Source organism: Actibacterium sp. EMB200-NS6 (assembly GCF_001305615.1).
In the GTDB taxonomy this organism is placed as follows: Bacteria; Pseudomonadota; Alphaproteobacteria; order Rhodobacterales; family Rhodobacteraceae; genus Actibacterium_A; species Actibacterium_A naphthalenivorans.
In genome coordinates, this window is record NZ_CP010869.1 from 37,938 (window position 1) to 55,694 (window position 17,757).

17 protein-coding genes are annotated in these 17,757 nt (G+C 63.6%); 9 read left to right on the plus strand and 8 right to left on the minus strand.

Annotated features, from left to right (window positions below; all coding sequences use genetic code 11):
• The first annotated feature begins 3 nt into the window (after window positions 1-3).
• Genes mnmG through TQ29_RS00210 form a run of 4 tightly spaced genes read left to right on the plus strand, consistent with a single transcriptional unit; the run spans window position 4 to window position 4,212 of the window.
• Complete coding sequence (gene mnmG, locus TQ29_RS00195; protein WP_054537548.1) at window positions 4-1,869, plus strand: tRNA uridine-5-carboxymethylaminomethyl(34) synthesis enzyme MnmG; 1,866 nt, start codon at window positions 4-6, stop codon at window positions 1,867-1,869.
• Window positions 1,866-2,483, plus strand: coding sequence for a 16S rRNA (guanine(527)-N(7))-methyltransferase RsmG (rsmG, locus tag TQ29_RS00200; protein WP_054537549.1), 618 nt, complete (start codon window positions 1,866-1,868; stop codon window positions 2,481-2,483). The genes mnmG and rsmG overlap by 4 nt, the downstream gene beginning before the upstream one ends.
• Window positions 2,476-3,285, plus strand: a complete 810-nt coding sequence (locus TQ29_RS00205) for a ParA family protein (protein ID WP_037203781.1) — start codon at window positions 2,476-2,478, stop codon at window positions 3,283-3,285. Before rsmG ends, TQ29_RS00205 begins: the two co-directional genes overlap by 8 nt.
• Window positions 3,286-3,300: 15 nt before the next feature.
• The gene (locus TQ29_RS00210) at window positions 3,301-4,212 is read left to right on the plus strand and encodes a ParB/RepB/Spo0J family partition protein (RefSeq protein ID WP_054537550.1); all 912 of its coding nucleotides are present in this window, start codon (window positions 3,301-3,303) and stop codon (window positions 4,210-4,212) included.
• On the opposite strand, the gene TQ29_RS00215 is transcribed toward TQ29_RS00210, so the two are convergent.
• From TQ29_RS00215 to rph, 4 genes are read right to left on the minus strand one after another with little or no spacing between them, the layout of a single operon-like run.
• A complete protein-coding gene (locus TQ29_RS00215) occupies window positions 4,187-4,540 on the minus strand; it encodes a YbaN family protein (RefSeq protein ID WP_054537551.1) in 354 nt (117 codons plus the stop codon). The two genes, TQ29_RS00210 and TQ29_RS00215, sit on opposite strands and share 26 nt — an antisense overlap.
• Window positions 4,541-4,546: 6 nt before the next feature.
• Window positions 4,547-5,710 (minus strand): radical SAM family heme chaperone HemW, encoded by a 1,164-nt coding sequence (gene hemW / locus TQ29_RS00220; protein ID WP_054537552.1) that lies wholly within the window; start codon window positions 5,708-5,710, stop codon window positions 4,547-4,549.
• Entirely contained in the window at window positions 5,700-6,308 is a 609-nt protein-coding gene (gene rdgB / locus TQ29_RS00225; RefSeq protein WP_054537553.1) for an RdgB/HAM1 family non-canonical purine NTP pyrophosphatase, read from the minus strand. The genes hemW and rdgB overlap by 11 nt, the downstream gene beginning before the upstream one ends.
• A gap of 4 nt (window positions 6,309-6,312) precedes the next feature.
• Window positions 6,313-7,029, minus strand: a complete 717-nt coding sequence (gene rph / locus TQ29_RS00230) for a ribonuclease PH (protein WP_037203775.1) — start codon at window positions 7,027-7,029, stop codon at window positions 6,313-6,315.
• Between the two features lie 135 nt (window positions 7,030-7,164).
• Between rph and hrcA the strand changes: the two genes are divergently transcribed.
• Together hrcA and TQ29_RS00240 are read left to right on the plus strand one after the other, a co-directional pair.
• On the plus strand, window positions 7,165-8,217 hold the full coding sequence (gene hrcA, locus TQ29_RS00235; protein ID WP_369817418.1) for a heat-inducible transcriptional repressor HrcA: 1,053 nt from the start codon (window positions 7,165-7,167) through the stop codon (window positions 8,215-8,217).
• A 3-nt stretch (window positions 8,218-8,220) separates the two neighbouring features.
• Window positions 8,221-8,778, plus strand: a complete 558-nt coding sequence (locus TQ29_RS00240) for a nucleotide exchange factor GrpE (protein ID WP_054537555.1) — start codon at window positions 8,221-8,223, stop codon at window positions 8,776-8,778.
• On the opposite strand, the gene mutS is transcribed toward TQ29_RS00240, so the two are convergent.
• Window positions 8,775-11,405 carry a DNA mismatch repair protein MutS gene (gene mutS, locus TQ29_RS00245; protein WP_054537556.1) on the minus strand — a complete coding sequence of 877 codons (2,631 nt, stop codon included), beginning with the start codon at window positions 11,403-11,405 and terminating at the stop codon, window positions 8,775-8,777. The two genes, TQ29_RS00240 and mutS, sit on opposite strands and share 4 nt — an antisense overlap.
• Before the next feature lie 165 nt (window positions 11,406-11,570).
• Between mutS and TQ29_RS00250 the strand changes: the two genes are divergently transcribed.
• Together TQ29_RS00250 and TQ29_RS00255 are read left to right on the plus strand one after the other, a co-directional pair.
• A complete protein-coding gene (locus TQ29_RS00250; RefSeq protein ID WP_054537557.1) occupies window positions 11,571-13,829 on the plus strand; it encodes an NADP-dependent malic enzyme in 2,259 nt (752 codons plus the stop codon).
• A 1-nt stretch (window position 13,830) separates the two neighbouring features.
• Window positions 13,831-14,694 carry a ribokinase gene (locus tag TQ29_RS00255; protein WP_054537558.1) on the plus strand — a complete coding sequence of 288 codons (864 nt, stop codon included), beginning with the start codon at window positions 13,831-13,833 and terminating at the stop codon, window positions 14,692-14,694.
• On the opposite strand, the gene msrA is transcribed toward TQ29_RS00255, so the two are convergent.
• Window positions 14,695-15,360 (minus strand): peptide-methionine (S)-S-oxide reductase MsrA, encoded by a 666-nt coding sequence (msrA, locus tag TQ29_RS00260; RefSeq protein ID WP_054537559.1) that lies wholly within the window; start codon window positions 15,358-15,360, stop codon window positions 14,695-14,697.
• Window positions 15,361-15,563: 203 nt separating this feature from the next.
• Here msrA and TQ29_RS00265 point away from each other — a divergent pair, with 203 nt between their 5' ends.
• Window positions 15,564-15,971, plus strand: coding sequence for a hypothetical protein (locus TQ29_RS00265; protein ID WP_054537560.1), 408 nt, complete (start codon window positions 15,564-15,566; stop codon window positions 15,969-15,971).
• A gap of 48 nt (window positions 15,972-16,019) precedes the next feature.
• Here the strand turns inward: TQ29_RS00265 and TQ29_RS00270 are convergent, their stop codons facing one another.
• Together TQ29_RS00270 and TQ29_RS00275 are read right to left on the minus strand one after the other, a co-directional pair.
• Window positions 16,020-17,240 (minus strand): argininosuccinate synthase, encoded by a 1,221-nt coding sequence (locus tag TQ29_RS00270; protein ID WP_054537561.1) that lies wholly within the window; start codon window positions 17,238-17,240, stop codon window positions 16,020-16,022.
• 77 nt (window positions 17,241-17,317) lie between these two features.
• Entirely contained in the window at window positions 17,318-17,653 is a 336-nt protein-coding gene (locus TQ29_RS00275) for an Hpt domain-containing protein (protein ID WP_054537562.1), read from the minus strand.
• Window positions 17,654-17,757: the final 104 nt, after the last annotated feature.

A 17,757-nucleotide genomic window follows, 5' to 3' on the forward strand; every position in this document is an offset into this window, starting at 1 on the left:
CACGTGAAACATCGCGACTTTGACGTTGTGGTGATTGGCGGCGGTCACGCCGGTGCGGATGCGGCCCATGCGGCGGCCCGCCTTGGTGCGCGCACTGCGCTGATCACACTGCGCCGCGATGGCATTGGCGTGATGTCCTGCAACCCGGCGATCGGGGGGCTTGGCAAAGGCCATCTGGTGCGCGAAGTGGATGCGATGGATGGCCTGATGGGCCAGGCCGCCGACCGCGCCGGTATCCAGTTTCGCCTGCTGAACCGGCGCAAGGGCCCGGCGGTGCAGGGGCCCCGCGCGCAGGCCGACCGCAAGCTTTACCGCGAGGCCATGCAGGGCTTCATCGCCGCAACGCCCAATCTGACGGTGATCGAGGGCGAGGCGACCGACCTTCTGATGCAGCGCGACACGGTGACCGGCGTCGCCCTCGATGACGGGTCAGAGCTGACGACGGGCGCGGTGGTTCTGACCACCGGCACCTTCCTGCGCGGCGTCATCCATATTGGCGATGTGCAGCGGCCGGGCGGGCGGATGGGCGACAGGCCATCGGTCAAGCTGGCCGAGCGGATCGATGGCTTCGGCCTTCCCCTCGGCCGGTTGAAAACCGGCACGCCGCCGCGGCTCGACGGGCGGACGATCGACTGGGCCGCGCTGGAAACCCAGCCGGGCGACGATGACCCGGTGTTGTTTTCGTTCCTCTCCACCGCGCCAGTCGCGCGGCAGATCGCCTGTGGCATCACCCATACGAATGAAAAAACGCATGAGATCATTCGCGGCAACCTGAGCCGCTCGGCGATGTATGGCGGGCATATCGAAGGCGTCGGCCCGCGCTATTGCCCCTCGATCGAGGACAAGATCGTGCGGTTCGCCGATAAAACCTCGCATCAGATCTTTCTGGAACCTGAGGGGCTCGACGATCACACGGTGTACCCGAACGGGATTTCCACCTCTCTGCCGGTCGATGTGCAGGCGGATTACGTGCACTCGATCCGGGGGCTGGAGACAGCGGATATCCTGCAGCCCGGCTATGCGATCGAATATGATTACGTCGATCCCCGCGCCCTGTTGGCGACGCTTCAGGTGCGGGATGTGCCCGGGCTTTATCTGGCCGGGCAGATCAACGGCACAACCGGATATGAAGAGGCCGCCGCCCAGGGGCTGGTCGCCGGGCTGAATGCGGCGCGCGCCGCCCTGGGCGACGCGCCGGTTCTGTTCAGCCGGACGGACAGCTATATCGGCGTGATGATCGACGATCTGGTGACCCGCGGCGTGACGGAACCCTATCGCATGTTCACCTCACGCGCCGAATTCCGCCTGTCGCTGCGCGCCGATAACGCCGATCAGCGGCTGACGCCTTTGGGGCTGGAGCTTGGATGCGTGGGGGCCACGCGCGCCCGCGTCTTTGCCGAGAAGATGGAAAAGATCGGTGCCGCGCGCACCCGGCTGGATGCGATGTCGCTGACACCCGGGCAGATCGGCGCGGCGGGCATCCGCATCAGCGCCGATGGCAACCGGCGATCGGGGTTCGATCTGCTGGCCTTTCCGGATGTAGGCTTCGACGATGTCATCGCGCTGGAGCCTGCGCTTTCCGATGTGCCCGCCGACATCCGCGCGCAGGTGGAGCGGGACGCGCTCTACGCGAATTACATCAAGCGGCAGCAACAGGACGTCGCCGCGATGAAGCGGGACGAGGCGCAGGCAATCCCGGCGGATTTCGATTACGACGCGCTGAACGGCCTGTCCAATGAGCTGAAGGCCAAGCTTTCGCGCGTGCGCCCGGCGACGCTGGGGCAGGCGGGGCGTGTTGACGGAATGACGCCGGCGGCGCTGACGCTGATCCTCGCGCGGTTGCGTCTGGCGGAGCGGAAATCCGCATGAGCGATCTGGCCGGGGCGGATCTGAATGTTTCACGTGAAACACTGGACCGGCTGACCGCCTATGTGGCGCTTTTGAAAAAATGGAACCCGGCGATCAACCTTGTCGCCAGATCCACGCTGGAAAACGCGTGGTCCCGCCATATCGCCGATTCGGCGCAGATTTTCGATCTGGCGCCGCAGGGCGCGCGTCATTGGGTTGATCTGGGCAGCGGCGGCGGATTTCCGGGGGCGGTCGTTGCCATCCTCGCCGCAGAGCGCGCGCCAGAGATGCGACTCACGCTGGTGGAAAGCGATCAGCGCAAGGCGATTTTCCTGAGAACCGTAGCGCGCGAGCTCGGCGTACCGATGACCATCATCGCCAGGCGAATCGAAGATGTTTCGCCACTTGCCGCCGATGTGGTTTCCGCGCGCGCGCTGGCCTCGCTGTCTGTTCTGCTTGGCTATGCCGCACGGCATCTCGCGCCGGGCGGCGTGGCGATTTTCCTCAAGGGCGCAAACCATACGGCGGAAATACAGGAGGCGCTTGCCTCCTGGCGCTTTGACGTTCAGAAAACAGCAAGCCGCACCGCGCCCGATGCGGTCATCCTCACCATCGGAGAGCTTTCCCATGTCTGATCCGACGCGCACAGGGGCCCCAAAGATCATTGCGATCGCCAACCAGAAGGGCGGCGTCGGGAAAACGACGACGGCCATCAACCTTGCGGCGGCGATGGCCGAGGCGGGGCTGACCGTTCTGATCGTGGATATTGATCCGCAGGGCAACGCCTCCACCGGGTTGGGCATTGATCCAACGCAGCGGGCGCGCACAACATATGACCTGCTGATGGAGGACGCCCCGCTGAACGAGGTGATCCGCGCCACGAATGTCGAAGGGCTGTTGATAGCCCCGGCAACCACCGATCTCAGCTCTGCGGATATCGAGCTTGTGGCGAATGAAAAGCGGAGTTTCCTGCTGCATGACGCACTGCGCCAACCCGCGATGGAAGGTTACGGGTTTGATTATATCCTGATCGACTGTCCGCCGTCGCTCAGCCTGCTGACGGTCAACGCGATGGTCGCGGCGCATTCCATTCTGGTGCCGCTGCAGAGCGAATTTTTCGCGCTCGAGGGGTTGTCGCAGTTGATGCTCACGATCCGCGAATTGCGCCAGACCGCGAATCCGGGCTTGCGCATCGAGGGCGTCGTGCTGACGATGTATGACAAGCGCAATAACCTGTCGCAACAGGTGGAAAACGACGCGCGCCAATATCTGGGGGAGCTGGTGTTCGATACCGTGATCCCGCGCAATGTGAGGGTCAGCGAGGCGCCATCCTATGCGATGCCGGTGCTGGATTACGATACCACCTCGCGCGGGGCCGAGGCCTATCGCAGCCTTGTGCGCGAGATGCTGAAACGGGCCGAGCCGGTAAGCGCATAAAAAGGAAGACACGGGATGAGCAGGAAACCGGAGAAACGGGGTTTGGGGCGCGGGCTGTCGGCCCTGATGGCCGATGTGAACATGGCGCCGCAAGTGGCGGTGGATGATGCGCAGCCGCGCCGGTCGGATTTGATCGTGCCGATCGAAAAGCTGGAGCCGAATCCCGATCAGCCCCGCCGCAGGTTTTCGCAAGAAGCACTGGGAGAGCTTGCCGCCTCGATTCGCGAGAAGGGGGTGATCCAGCCGCTGATCGTGCGCGAAAGCAAACGCCAGGCCGGAAACTTCGAGATTGTCGCGGGGGAACGCCGCTGGCGCGCCTCGCAGATGGCGCAGCTTCATGAGGTGCCGGTGATCATTCGCGATCTGGATGATACCGAAGTGCTCGAGGTTGCGATCATCGAAAACATCCAGCGGGCCGATCTGAACCCGGTGGAAGAGGCGCAGGGCTATCGCCAGTTGATGGATCGGTTCGGCCATACCCAGGAAAAACTGGCCGAGGCGCTGAGCAAGAGCCGCAGCCATATCGCCAACCTGATGCGCCTGTTGCAACTGCCCGAAGAGGTGCAAGAGCATCTGCGCGAAGGCCGGATTTCGGCTGGCCACGCGCGCGCGCTGATCACGACGGGCGATCCCGCCGCGCTGGCGCGCGAGGTGATCGCCAAGGGCCTGTCCGTGCGCGAGACGGAAAAGCTGGCCAAGGGGCCGAAAACGTCATCGCCCAGGCCGGTCAGCGCGCCGATGGGGGAAAAGGATGCCGACACCCGCGCGCTGGAGCAGGATCTTTCCGCAAATCTGGGCATGAAGGTCGAGATTGATCATCCCGAGGGTCAGGAATCCGGCGCGATGGTGATCCGCTACAAAACGCTGGAAGAGCTGGACGAGCTTTGCCGCGTGCTCAGCGCTACGCCTCTGGACGTGTCCAGATGAAAACGGTGACTGCGGCCAGCGTGGTGGCCTGAATCACCAGCAGCGTCGGCCTCAGGCCCAGAAACAATGCGATCCCGAATGACCCCATGATAGAGAGGCTGGCGAGCCATTTCACCGACCTGCGGATGGCGCCGCGTTCCTGCCAATCCATGATCTGTTGCCCGAAGGCCGGGTGCGACAAAAGCCAGTGATGCAGCCGCTCGGACGAGCGCGCGAAAGAGAACGTTGCCAGAAGAAGAAACGGAACGGTCGGCAGCAGGGGCAGCGCGGCGCCGATCACAGCGAGCCCAAGCGACAAGAGGCCGAACAGAAGCCAGAGCAGCCGCATCTTCGCTTACTCCGGCAACAGGTCGCGCAGAATCGCGTTCAAAACCGCGCGGCCCGAAGATGTGGTGCGAAGGATGTCGCCGCGGATCTCTACCATCTCGATTTCCTTCAACATATTGATTTTATTATCGTTAAGCGGTTCGCCGGTCAGTGTCTCGTAGCGGCTCAGGCTGATGCCTTCGTTCAACCGAAGCCCCATCATAACATATTCCGATCCCTGATCTTTCAAGGGCAGGGGCGCGCGCAGGCTCTCGCCCCTTCCCCGATTTTCCACGGCGTCCATCCAAGCGCCGGGCTGCAGCGGGGTTTCGGTGGCGAAGCGGCGCCCGCCAAGCGTCAGCCGCCCATGCGCGCCGGGGCCGATCCCGGCATAATCGCCATAGCGCCAGTAAATCAGGTTGTGCCGTGATTCCGCGCCGGGTTTGGCGTGGTTAGAGACCTCATAGGCCGGCATACCGGCGGCCTCGCACAACTCTTGCGTCAGGAAATACATATCGCCGGCGTTGTCTTCGTCCGGCAGGCCCGGAAGCTTGCCGCGGGCATAGCGATCCCCAAAGGCCGTGCCCTCTTCGATGGTCAGCTGGTAGAGCGACAGGTGATCGTTCGCCATGCAAAGCGCTTCGGTCAATTCGGATCGCCATGCGGCGAGGCTCTGGTCCTGCCGCGCGTAGATCAGATCAAAGCTCAGCCTGTCGAACGTGTTCCGCGCGATGTCAAACGCCGCGCGGGCCTCGGCCACGCTGTGCAACCGGCCGAGCCGCCGCAGATCATCATCGTTCAGCGATTGAACGCCAAGCGACACGCGGTTGACGCCCGCCTCGCGGTATCCGGCGAACCGCCCGGCCTCGACAGATGTGGGGTTCGCCTCGAGCGTTACCTCAAGATCATTGGCCTGGGGCCAGGTGGCGCGCACCTTGTCGAGGATCGCGGCGACAAGGGCGGGCTCCATCAGGCTGGGCGTGCCGCCGCCGAAGAACACCGAATTCAGCACCCGGCCTTCGGTTTCAGCCCCGACGCGGGCGATTTCGGACAAATAGGCGCGCTGCCAGCGCTTCTGGTCGATCGAGGCCACGACATGCGAGTTGAAATCGCAATAGGGGCATTTTGCCTGACAGAAGGGCCAGTGGATATAGAGCCCAAAGCCCCCGTTGCGCCAATCTTCAGTTGCCAAAGACCCTCACGAGTTTTTCAAACGCTTTCGCGCGGTGGCTGATCTTGTTCTTTTCCCAGCGGCTCATCTCTCCGAATGTGGTGTCGAAGCCATCGGGTTGAAAGATCGGGTCATAGCCATGGCCCATCTCGCCGCGCATCGGCCAGACGATCTGGCCCGGCATCTGGCCTTCGAACACCTCGTCATGCCCGTCGGGCCAGGCCAGGACGAAGGTGCAGCAAAACCGTGCTGTGCGGGGGTAGGGGGCGTTTGCGGCCTCCAGCTTTTCCCATGTTTTCGTCATGGCCATTTCGAAATCGCGGCCCTGGGGCGTTTCGGCCCAGTCGGCGGTATGCACGCCCGGCGCGCCGTTCAGCCCGTCGATCTCGATGCCGCTGTCATCGGCCAGCGCGGGCAGGCCCGTGGCCTTCGCCGCCGCATGGGCCTTGATCCGGGCATTGCCCACAAAGGTCTCTTCGGTTTCTGCGGGTTCGTCCAGCCCCAGCTCACCGGCAGAGATCACGGTGATGTTGTAGGGCTCCAGCAGATGCGCGATCTCTTCCAGCTTGCCCTTGTTATGGGTCGCGACCAGAAGCTTTTCACCCTCGAACCTGCGCATCCTGCTACCCTTCCACGGCGGCTTTCTGGGCGGCGACCAGCCCGGCCACACCCTTTTCGGCCAGCCCCAACAGTTCATCCATTTCACCGCGAGAGAATGTGGCGCCCTCTGCCGACATCTGCACTTCGATCAGGCGGCCCCCGCCGGTCATCACAAAGTTACCGTCAACCCCGGCTTCGCTGTCTTCGGGATAGTCCAGATCCAGCACCGGCTGGCCGGCGTAAACGCCGCAGGAAATGGCGGCCACGTGATCGAACAGCGGATCAGAGATGATATCACCCGCCTTCATCAGCTTGTTGACGGCCAGCCGCAGCGCGACCCAGCCGCCGGTGATCGAGGCGCAGCGGGTGCCGCCATCGGCCTGGATGACATCGCAATCCACGGTGATCTGCCGTTCACCCAGCGCCACGCGATCCACCCCGGCACGCAGCGAGCGGCCGATAAGACGCTGAATTTCCACCGTACGGCCACCCTGTTTCCCGGCCGAGGCTTCGCGCCGCATCCGGGTGCCGGTCGAGCGCGGGAGCATCCCGTATTCGGCAGTAACCCAGCCCAATCCGGTGTTTTTCAGAAACGGCGGAACACGCTCTTCCAGCGACGCGGTGCACAGCACATGGGTGTCCCCCATGCGGATCAGGCAAGAGCCTTCGGCGTGCTTTGTCACACCGGTTTCAATTGAAATCGGGCGCATTTCGCTTACATCACGGCCAGAGGGGCGCATCGGGAATTCCTTTCGGTAGGTTGGCGACTTGCTCCCATGACCGGCCGGGCGATGCAAGCCCGATTGACGCCGGTCGCGCATGCTCTTTAATGGCGGGGCTTCAAGGGGACGTGACGGTTGAGTGACGGTTCGGACATGCTGAACGAGATGAACGCGCGCAGCCGCGAGGTGTTTCGCCTCGTGGTCGAGGGCTATCTTGAATCCGGTGGCCCGGTCGGGTCGCGTTCTCTGACCCGAACGATGAACGAAAAGGTCAGCGCGGCCACGATTCGCAACGTGATGCAGGATCTGGAGTATCTGGGCCTGCTCGACAGCCCGCATGTGTCGGCCGGCCGCATTCCCACGCAGCTCGGGCTACGGATGTTCGTCGACGGGCTTCTGGAAGTGCGGGATCTGGATATCGACGACCGCGAAAAGATCGATGCGACGCTTGGCAACAACAACGGCGATGTCGGCAGCCTGCTGGATCGGGTCGGATCCGCGCTGTCGGGCGTGACGCATGGCGCCAGCCTTGTGCTGACGCCCAAGCACGAGGCGCCGATCCGGCATATCGAATTCGTCAGCCTGGGCCATGAACGGGCGCTCGTGGTGCTGGTCTTTGCCGACGGGCATGTGGAAAACCGGGTGTTTCAGCCGCCGCTGGGGCAAACCCCGTCGTCGATGCGGGAGGCGGCGAATTTTCTCAACGCGCTGGCCGAGGGCCGCACCCTGACAGAGCTGCGCGGCGTGATCGAAACAGAGATCGCCGCCCGCCGGCAGGAGCTGGACAGCCTGGCCCGCGATCTTGTCGAAAGCGGTCTGGCGATCTGGGAAAACGAGGGCCAGCCCTATGAAAGGCTGATCGTGCGCGGGCGGTCGAATCTGCTCGAGGAAACGGCGGAGGCCGAAGAGCTGGAACGTATCCGCTCCCTTTTTGACGATCTGGAGCGCAAGCGGGACATCGCAGAGTTTCTGGAACTGACGGAAGAGGGCGACGGTGTGCGCATTTTTATTGGTTCGGAGAACAAGCTTTTTTCACTTTCGGGTTCCTCTTTGGTGGTCTCTCCATATATGAACGCTGACCGTAAGATTATTGGTGCCGTGGGTGTGATTGGTCCGACGCGGCTGAACTATGGCCGCATTGTCCCGATCGTGGACTACACGGCTCAACTGGTTGGAAAATTGATTTCCGACCGGGGCAAGGGGTAGAAGATGGCAGAAGCAAAGAAAGACGAGTGTTTGGAACCGGAAAACGGGTTCGCCGAAGGCGCGGAACCGTTTGAGGGGATCGAACCCGAACCGGTTGACGAGCTGGAAGAGTTGCGCGCCGAGCGTGACGATCTGCGCGACCGGTTCATGCGGGCGCTGGCGGATGTGGAAAACACCCGCAAACGTGGCGAGCGGGACCGGCGCGAGGCCGAGCAATATGGCGGCTCCAAGCTGGCACGCGACATGCTGCCGGTGTTCGACAATCTGACCCGCGCGCTCGAGGTTGCGACCGAAGAACAGCGCGCCGCCAACAAGCCTTTGATCGAAGGCGTGGAACTGACCCTGCGAGAGCTTCGGAACGTGTTTGCCAAGCACGGCATCACCCCGATCGCGCCCGCGGTGGGCGACGCCTTTGATCCGCAGCTTCATCAGGCGATGTTCGAAGCGCCGGTGCCCGATACCAAGGCGGGAGAGATCATCCAGGTGATGACCGAAGGCTTCATGCTGCACGATCGCCTGCTGCGGCCGGCGCAGGTGGGCGTCTCCTCCACCCCCGGTTAATCGGGGGCGCTCAGCGCCTTGAGCTCATAGATCAGGTTCAGCGCCTCTTTCGGCGTCAGCTCGTCGGGATGGATCCCGGCGAGCTTTTCTTCGGCCGCCGAGGCTGCGTTTGGCGCTGGTTTCGGCGCGGGGGCCGGGCTGGCCGCGAACAGCGGCAGATCGTCAATCAGCGCCTTCTTTCCGGTGCCGCCCTCACGCTCGCCCTTTTCCAGCGCATCCAGCACGATCCGCGCCCGTTCCACCACCGCATGGGGCAATCCGGCCAGCTTGGCCACCTGCACACCGTAAGACCGATCCGCCGCGCCTTTGTGCACCTCGTGCAGGAAGATCACATCGCCCTCCCACTCCTTTACCGCCACGGTCGCGTTCTCGACCCCGTCGAGCTTGCCGGCCAGCGCGGTCATCTCGTGGTAGTGGGTGGCGAACAGGGCGCGGCAGCGGTTGGTGTCATGCAGATGTTCCAGCGTGGCCCAGGCGATCGACAGCCCGTCATAGGTGGCGGTGCCGCGCCCGATCTCATCGAGGATGACCAGCGCCCGGTCATCGGCCTGATTCAGGATCGCGGCGGTTTCCACCATTTCCACCATGAAGGTCGATCGCCCGCGCGCCAGATCATCCGCCGCGCCCACCCGGCTGAACAGCTGTGAAACAAGCCCGATAAGGGCCTTGCGCGCCGGCACGAAACTGCCCGCCTGCGCCAGCAGGGCAATCAGGGCATTCTGGCGCAGGAAGGTCGATTTACCCGCCATGTTCGGCCCCGTCAGCAGCCAGATCGCGGCGTTCTCGTCTTGTGCCGACAGATCGCAGTCATTGGCGATGAAGGGCGCGCCGCCCTGACGGCGCAGCGCGCGTTCGACGACCGGGTGCCGCCCGCGCTCGACCAGAAAGGCGCGGCTTTCGTCGACCTGCGGCTCGCACCAGTTTTCGCCCTGCGCCAGATCGGCGAAAGCGGTGGCAAGGTCGATCTCGGCCAGCGCGGCAGCGGCCTGCCCGATGCCGGCCGCATTTTCCAGAATAGCCGCTTTCAGGCTTTCATAGAGCCGCTTTTCGATCTCCAGCGCCCGCCCGCCCGCGTTCAGAATCCTTGTTTCCATCTCGGAAAGATCGACGGTGGTGAACCGCACCGCATTGGCGGTGGTCTGCCGGTGGATGAAGGTCTCTGACAGCGGGGCCGACAGCATCCGTTCGGCATGGGTGGCGGTGGTTTCGATGAAATAGCCCAGCACGTTGTTATGCTTGATCTTCAGCGCCTGAATACCCGTGAGCGCGGCATAGTCCGCCTGCATCCGGGCAATCACCCCGCGCCCTTCGTCCCGCAGGGTGCGGGCCTCGTCCAGATCGGCGTTATATCCCGGCGCGATAAAGCCGCCGTCCCGCGCCAGAAGCGGCGGATCGGCGACCAGCGCCTGGTCCAGCAGATCCAGCAGGGCGTCGTGGCCCACAAGCGCCCCGGCCGTTTCCGCGATCAGTGCCGGGGCCGCCGCGCCCGCCAGATCCGCCGCCACCTCGGCGGCCTGGGCCAGCCCGTTGCGAATGGCGCTCAGATCGCGCGGGCCGCCCCGATCAAGCCCCAGCCGTGAAAGGGCGCGGTCCATGTCGGGCGCCTTGCGCAGATGCCCGCGCAGCGCCTCGGCCAACCGGGGTTGTTCGGTCATGAAACGTACCGCGTCCAGCCGCGCGTGGATCACCGGCAGATCGCGCGACGGGCTGGACACGCGCCGTTCCAGCAACCGCCCCCCGGCGGCGGTCACGGTGCGGTCGATCGCCGAAAGAAGCGAGCCGTCGCGCCCGCCCGAAAGGCTCGCCGTCAGTTCCAGGTTGCGGCGGGTCGCGGCGTCGATCTGTACGGTGCGCGACGCGGCCTCGCGCACCGGCGGGCGCAAAAGCGGCAACCTGCCTTTCTGGGTGATGTCCAGATATTCGACGATCGCGCCCATCGCCGACATCTCGGCGCGGGTGAAGTTTCCGAAAGCTTCCAGCGTGCCGACACCGAACAGCCCGGTCAGCCGGCTTTCCGCGGCGGTACTGTCGAAGGCCGATCGGGCCAGCGGCGTCAGCGCGGCCCCTGATTCAGAGACTATTTCGGCCAGTTCCCGCTCTTTCGCTTCGGAAACGACCACCTCGCGCGGGCCCAGCCGGGCCAGTTCCGGCGACAGGCGCACCGGCGGGCAGGTCATCACCCGGAACGCGCCGGTGGAGATATCGACCCAGGCCAGCGCCGCTTCGTCGCGCACCTCGGCGAAAGCGGCCAGAAAGTTGTGGCGCCGCGCCTCCAGCAGGCTTTCCTCTGTCAGCGTGCCGGGCGTCACCAGCCGGACAACGCCGCGTTTCACCACCGATTTAGACCCCCGCTTTTTCGCCTCCGCCGGGTCTTCCATCTGTTCGCAGACGGCAACGCGAAAACCTTTGCGGATCAGCGTCAGCAGATACCCCTCGGCGGAGTGAACCGGCACGCCGCACATCGGGATGTCCTGGCCCAGATGCTTGCCGCGTTTGGTCAGCGCGATATCCAGCGCCTCTGCCGCCGCGACCGCATCTTCAAAGAACATCTCGTAGAAATCGCCCATGCGGTAAAACAGAAGCGCGTCTTTGTGCGCCTCCTTGATTTCCATGAACTGCGCCATCATCGGCGTTACGGCTGTGCTGACGGTTGTCACGAAATCCCTCGGCTGTTTGGTAGGGTTGACCATACAAATCGCGCAAAATGTGCGAAAGGCGGAATTCGATCTTTTGTTGAGGCGGCTGCCGCAGGGCGCTAAGACGCTGTGACCTGAGCGGAGGAGACGGGCGCGATGTCGACCAAGAACAAGATCACCAGCGAAGAGGCGCTTGCCTATCACCTCGATCCCACGCCGGGGAAATATGAGGTTGTGGCAACCACCGCGATGACCACCCAGCGCGATCTTTCGCTTGCCTATTCGCCCGGTGTCGCCGTTCCGGTCGAGGCCATCGCCGAGAACCCCGAGACCGCCTATGATTATACGGTCAAGGGCAACATGGTGGCGGTGATTTCCAACGGCACCGCGATCCTGGGGCTGGGCAATCTGGGCGCGCTTGCCTCCAAGCCGGTGATGGAGGGCAAGGCGGTTCTGTTCAAGCGTTTCGCCGACGTCAACGCCATCGACATCGAGCTGGATACCGAAGATCCCGAAGAGATCATCAAGGCGGTGCGCCTGATGGGCCCCAGCTTTGGCGGGATCAATCTGGAAGACATCAAGGCGCCCGAATGTTTCATCATCGAGCAGCGCCTGAAGGAAGAGATGGATATCCCCGTCTTCCATGACGATCAGCATGGCACAGCGGTTATCTGCGCCGCGGGGCTGATCAACGCGCTGCACCTGTCTGGCAAGAAGATCGAGGATTGCCGCATCGTGCTGAACGGCGCCGGTGCTGCGGGCATTGCCTGCCTCGAACTGATCAAGGCGATGGGCGCCAGGCATGACAGCTGCATCATGTGCGATACGAAAGGCGTTATTTTTCAGGGCCGTACCGAGGGTATGAACCAGTGGAAATCGGCCCATGCGGCCAAGACGGGCGCGCGCGCGCTGGAAGATGCGATGAAGGGGGCGGACGTGTTTCTTGGCGTGTCGGCCAAGGGCGCGGTGACGGCGGAGATGGTGGCCTCGATGGCGGATAACCCGGTGATCTTCGCCATGGCCAACCCCGACCCCGAGATTACGCCGGAAGAGGCGCATGCGGTGCGGGCGGATGCGATCGTTGCCACCGGGCGTTCCGACTATCCCAATCAGGTGAACAACGTTCTGGGCTTTCCGTATCTGTTCCGCGGCGCGCTCGATATTCACGCGCGGGCGATCAACGACGAAATGAAAATCGCCTGCGCCGAGGCATTGGCCAAGCTGGCCCGCGAAGACGTGCCGGATGAGGTTGCGGTGGCCTATGGGCAGAAGCTGAGCTTCGGGCGGGACTATATCATCCCCACGCCGTTCGATCCGCGGTTGATCCACGTGATCCCGCCGGCGGTGGCGCGGGCCGGGATGGACACGGGCGTGGCGCGGCGGCCGATCATCGATATGGAAGGCTACGAGCAGACGCTGAAGGCGCGGATGGATCCGACCGCTTCGGTGCTTCGCGGTATTTCGGCGCGGGCCCGCGCGGCGCAGGCGCGGATGATCTTTACCGAAGGCGATGATGAACGTGTACTGCGCGCGGCGGTGAACTATCAGCGCTCCGGCTATGGCAAGGCGCTTGTCGTCGGGCGTGAGGCGGATGTCCGGTTGCGGCTGGAAGCGGCCGGGCTGGGCGATGCCTATCGCGAGCTGGAGGTGGTGAACGCCGCCAAGACCCGCCATCTGAATGCCTACAAGGATTTCCTGTACAAGCGCCTGCAGCGCGACGGGTTCGACATGGTCGACAGCCACAGGCTTGCCGCGCGGGACAGGCACGTGTTTTCGGCACTGATGCTGGCCCATGGTCATGGTGACGGGATGGTTACGGGTGCGACGCGCAAATCGGCGCAGGTGATGGAGTTGATCAATCACGTGTTCGATGCCCGGGCCGAGGATGGCGCGGTCGGCGTGACGGCGCTGTTGCACAAGGGGCGCATCGTGCTGATCGCCGATACGCTGGTGCACGAATGGCCTGATGAACAGGATCTGGCCAATATCGCGGAACGCGCGGCAGGCGTGGCCCGTGGCTTGGGGCTGGAACCGCGCGTTGCCTTTGTCAGCTTCTCCACCTTCGGCTATCCCGTCAGCGAGCGGGCGACGAAAATGCATCTGGCGCCGCTGGTGCTGGACGAGCGCGACGTCGATTTCGAGTATGAGGGCGAGATGGCCGTCGACGTTGCGCTGAACGTGGATGCGATGGCGAAATACCCGTTTTCGCGCCTGTCGGGGCCGGCGAATGTACTGGTGGTGCCGGCGCGGCACTCGGCCTCGATCTCTGTCAAGCTGATGCAGGAGATGGCAGGGGCTACCGTCATCGGGCCGATCCTTGCGGGCGTCGACAAGCCGATTCAGGTGTGTTCGACAGTGTCGACAGTGAATGACATCCTGAACATGGCGCTTCTGGCCGCATCGAAGGTGGGATGAGATGACCATCTATAACCTCGGTTCGATCAATGCGGATTACGTTTACGACGTGCCGCATCTGCCGGCCGGAGGAGAGACGATCGCCGCCACAGCGCATCGCGTCGGGCTGGGCGGCAAGGGCGCGAACCAGTCGGTTGCGGCGCGGCTTGCCGGGGCCGAGGTCCGGCATATCGGGGCCGTCGGCGCGGATGGGCGCTGGGCCGTTGAGCGGTTGCGCGGCTTCGGCGTGGACGTGGCGCATGTGGCCGAGGTTGGCGGGCCCACCGCGCATGCGATCATCAATGTGGACCCGCAGGGCGAAAACATGATCGTCCTGCTGGCCGGGGCGAATGCGCTGCAGGATGAGGCGCGGATCGGCGCCGCGCTGGCCGATGCCGGCCCCGGCGATACGCTGCTTTTGCAGAACGAAACCACCTGTCAGCTGAGCGCCGCGCAGAGGGCGGGCGCCTGCGGGATGCGGGTGATCTATTCGGCGGCCCCGTTTCAGGCGGAGGCGGTGAAACAGATGCTGCCGCTGACCACGATCCTGGTTCTGAACGAGGTCGAGGCCGCGCAACTCTCGGATACGCTGGGCGGGCGGATGTTGCCCGACATGATCGTCACGCGCGGCGCCAGGGGGGCAAGCTGGGCGGTGCGTGGCGGAGAGACTGTGGAGATTCCCGCCTTTGCGGTCGAGGCCGTGGATACGACCGGGGCAGGGGATTGCTTTATCGGCTCGGTCGCGGCCTGTCTTGACCTCGGGATGGGCCGTGAAGAGGCGCTGCGTTACGGCGCCGCCGCCGCCGCGCTTCAGGTCAGCCGGCCCGGCACCGCCGATGCGATGCCGCCGCGCGATGAGGTTCTGGCCTTTCTCGGCCGCGCCTGATCACGATCCGGCAAAGGCCGCCGCGCTGCCCCAAAGCTGGCGCACGCGCTGATCCCGGCCGCAGGCGTCGCGATAGCGCTTGTAGGCTTCGGCCTTGGTTTTGGGGCCGAACCGGGTCAGGATAAGATCGTCCTTCTTGTAGTAATCCTGATGATAGCTTTCGGCGGGATAGAACGGCCCGGCGGGCAGGATCGGGGTCACGATCGGCTTGCCCAACGCGGCTTCGGCATTTGCCCTGGCTTGTTGGGCAATATCCTTTTCGGCCGGATCAGAGACGAAAATCGCGGTTCTGTAACTGTCTCCCTTGTCGCAAAACTGCCCGTAGGCATCGGTCGGGTCGACGCTGCGGAAGAAGAGGCTCAGAAGCGTGTCATAGCTGACCGCTTCGGGGTCATAGGTAATCTCGACCGCTTCGAAATGGCCGGTGCCGCCCCTTACGACCTGTTTGTAGGACGGGTTGGCGACAGTGCCGCCGGTAAAGCCGGAGACCACCTCTTTCACCCCCGGCACTTTCTCGAAATCGGCCTCGACACACCAGAAGCAGCCGCCGGCCAGAACGGCTTTTTCCAGCGTCGCGGCCTTGGCCGTGCTGCAATTCACGCTGACGCCGAACAGGATGGCGAGCATCAGCGTCAGGGTTTTCAGGTTCTGCAATGTCTGAGGCATGTCGCCCTCCTTGGGTTGGTCTGCTGCAACCTAGGGCCGGCAAGGGTGCAAGCGGTACTGACAAGCGCGTGAGGTCACGAAGCTTCGAACGGCTGTAACATTTCGCCTGTTTCGGGGGTGCGGTGAAACTCTGTGGCTGCTGCGTCCGTGTCTTTGCACAGATGGGTCATCCGGCCTGTCATGTGAAACCACGGGAGTTTGTTATGAAAACCGTTTACGCCGCCGCCTTTTCCCTGTTCGCCGGTTCCGCCTTTGCGGGCGGGCATATGATGCTGAATGTGGATGCGATGGATCAGGATGTTTCCGGCGGCACCGTTGTTGCCGGTTCCGTCGTCGCCCCGGCCAATGGCTGGCTGGTGGTGCATCGCACCGGCGACGAGATGAAGCCCGGCCCGGTCGTCGGCCATGCACCGCTGATGAAGGGCGAGAATACGGATGTCGCGGCCATTCTGACCGAAGAGGTGAAGCCGGGTGAAAGGCTGATGCTGATGCTTCACGGCGAAGAGGGCGGCATGAAGACCGGCATCTTCGAATATACGCTGGGTGCGAAAGAGGATGGCCCGGTGAAGGTTGACGGCAAGCTGGTGATGGCCGTGGTCAGCGCGCAGTAACGCGCGCAAGCGTGGCCCGGCCCGTGTTCTGCGGGCCGGGCGGCAACGTCAGCCCTTGAGCCGGCGGTTGCGCATCGCGATAAGGCGCAGGCGCAGGGCGTTGAGCTTGATAAAGCCCGCCGCGTCTTTCTGATCATAGGCGCCGGCGTCATCCTCGAAGGTCACATGCTCTTCGGAATAGAGCGACTGATCCGACCACCGGCCGACGGTGCGGGCCAGGCCCTTGTAAAGTTTGAGCCGGACGGTGCCGGTGACATGTTCCTGGCTCTTGTCGATCAGCGCCTGCAGCATTTCGCGCTCGGGGCTGAACCAGAAGCCGTTGTAGATCAGCTCGGCATATTGCGGCATGATCTGGTCTTTCAGATGCGCCGCGCCACGGTCGAGCGTAATCTGCTCGATCCCGCGATGCGCCTCGAGCAGGAGAGTGCCGCCGGGCGTTTCATAGATGCCGCGGGATTTCATGCCCACGAACCGGCCTTCGACCAGATCCAGCCGGCCGATGCCGTGTTTGCCGCCCAGTTCGTTGAGCTTGGTCAGCAGGGTGGCGGGGCTCATGGCCTGGCCGTTGATGCTGATCGCATCGCCCTTTTCAAACCCGATTTCGACGAACTCCGGTTCGTTCGGCGCATCTTCGGGATTGACGGTGCGCTGATAGACGTAGTCGGGCGCGTCCTGTGCGGGGTCTTCCAGCACCTTGCCCTCGGACGAGGTGTGCAGAAGGTTGGCGTCGACGCTGAACGGTGCCTCGCCGCGCTTGTCCTTGGCGACGGGGATCTGGTTCAGCTCTGCGAATTCCAGAAGCTTGGTGCGCGATGTCAGATCCCATTCGCGCCAGGGGGCAATCACCTTGATATCGGGGTTCAGGGCATAGGCGCTCAACTCGAAGCGCACCTGATCGTTGCCTTTGCCGGTGGCGCCATGGGCCACGGCATCGGCGCCGGTCGCCTCGGCGATCTCGATCAGGCGCTTGGAGATCAGCGGCCGTGCGATAGAGGTGCCGAGCAGGTACAGCCCTTCGTAAAGCGCGTTGGCGCGGAACATCGGAAAGACGAAATCGCGCACGAATTCCTCGCGCAGATCCTCGATGAAAATATCCGAGGCGCCCATCATCTCGGCCTTTTTGCGGGCAGGTTCCAGTTCTTCCCCCTGACCGAGATCGGCGGTGAAGGTCACGACCTCGCAGCCATATTCGGTTTGCAGCCATTTCAGGATGATGGACGTGTCAAGGCCACCGGAATAGGCCAGGACGACTTTCTTGGGGGCAGACATGCGCAAGACGCCTTTGGTTCAGGAAGGGTTCCGGCGGCGTTTATTGGGTTTTTGCCGGGCGGGCAAGGGCCGGGCGTTCAGGCGGCGGCGCCAAGGCGGGCCAGCCGCGCCGAAAATGTTTCCTTCGAACGCTGGTAGCAATCGGTGAGCGCGACGCGATCAACCGCGGCCGGGCCCCTTGTGGCGGCGGCCTGTTCCTCTTCATGGCAAAGCTGCGCGAACTGCCGGAACCCCAGGTTGAGCGCCGAGCCCTTGAGGAAATGCAGCTCTTCCTGCAGGCTGGCGGTCGAGGAGGCGCGGGGAAGACGCCCGATCCCCTCTTCCACCTCTTCGAGGAAAAGCTCCACGACTTCGGCAAAAGCCTCTGTTCCGACCTCGCCCTGTAATTCCTTTATGCGGTTCCAATCAATCATCACTGCTTTCCTGCCTGATCCTGCCCTTGCGAGAACGCTAGATCAGCGAACTTAACAAGTGATGAGTCATGCCGGCGAATTGGATAGAAGCTTAATTTTCACCT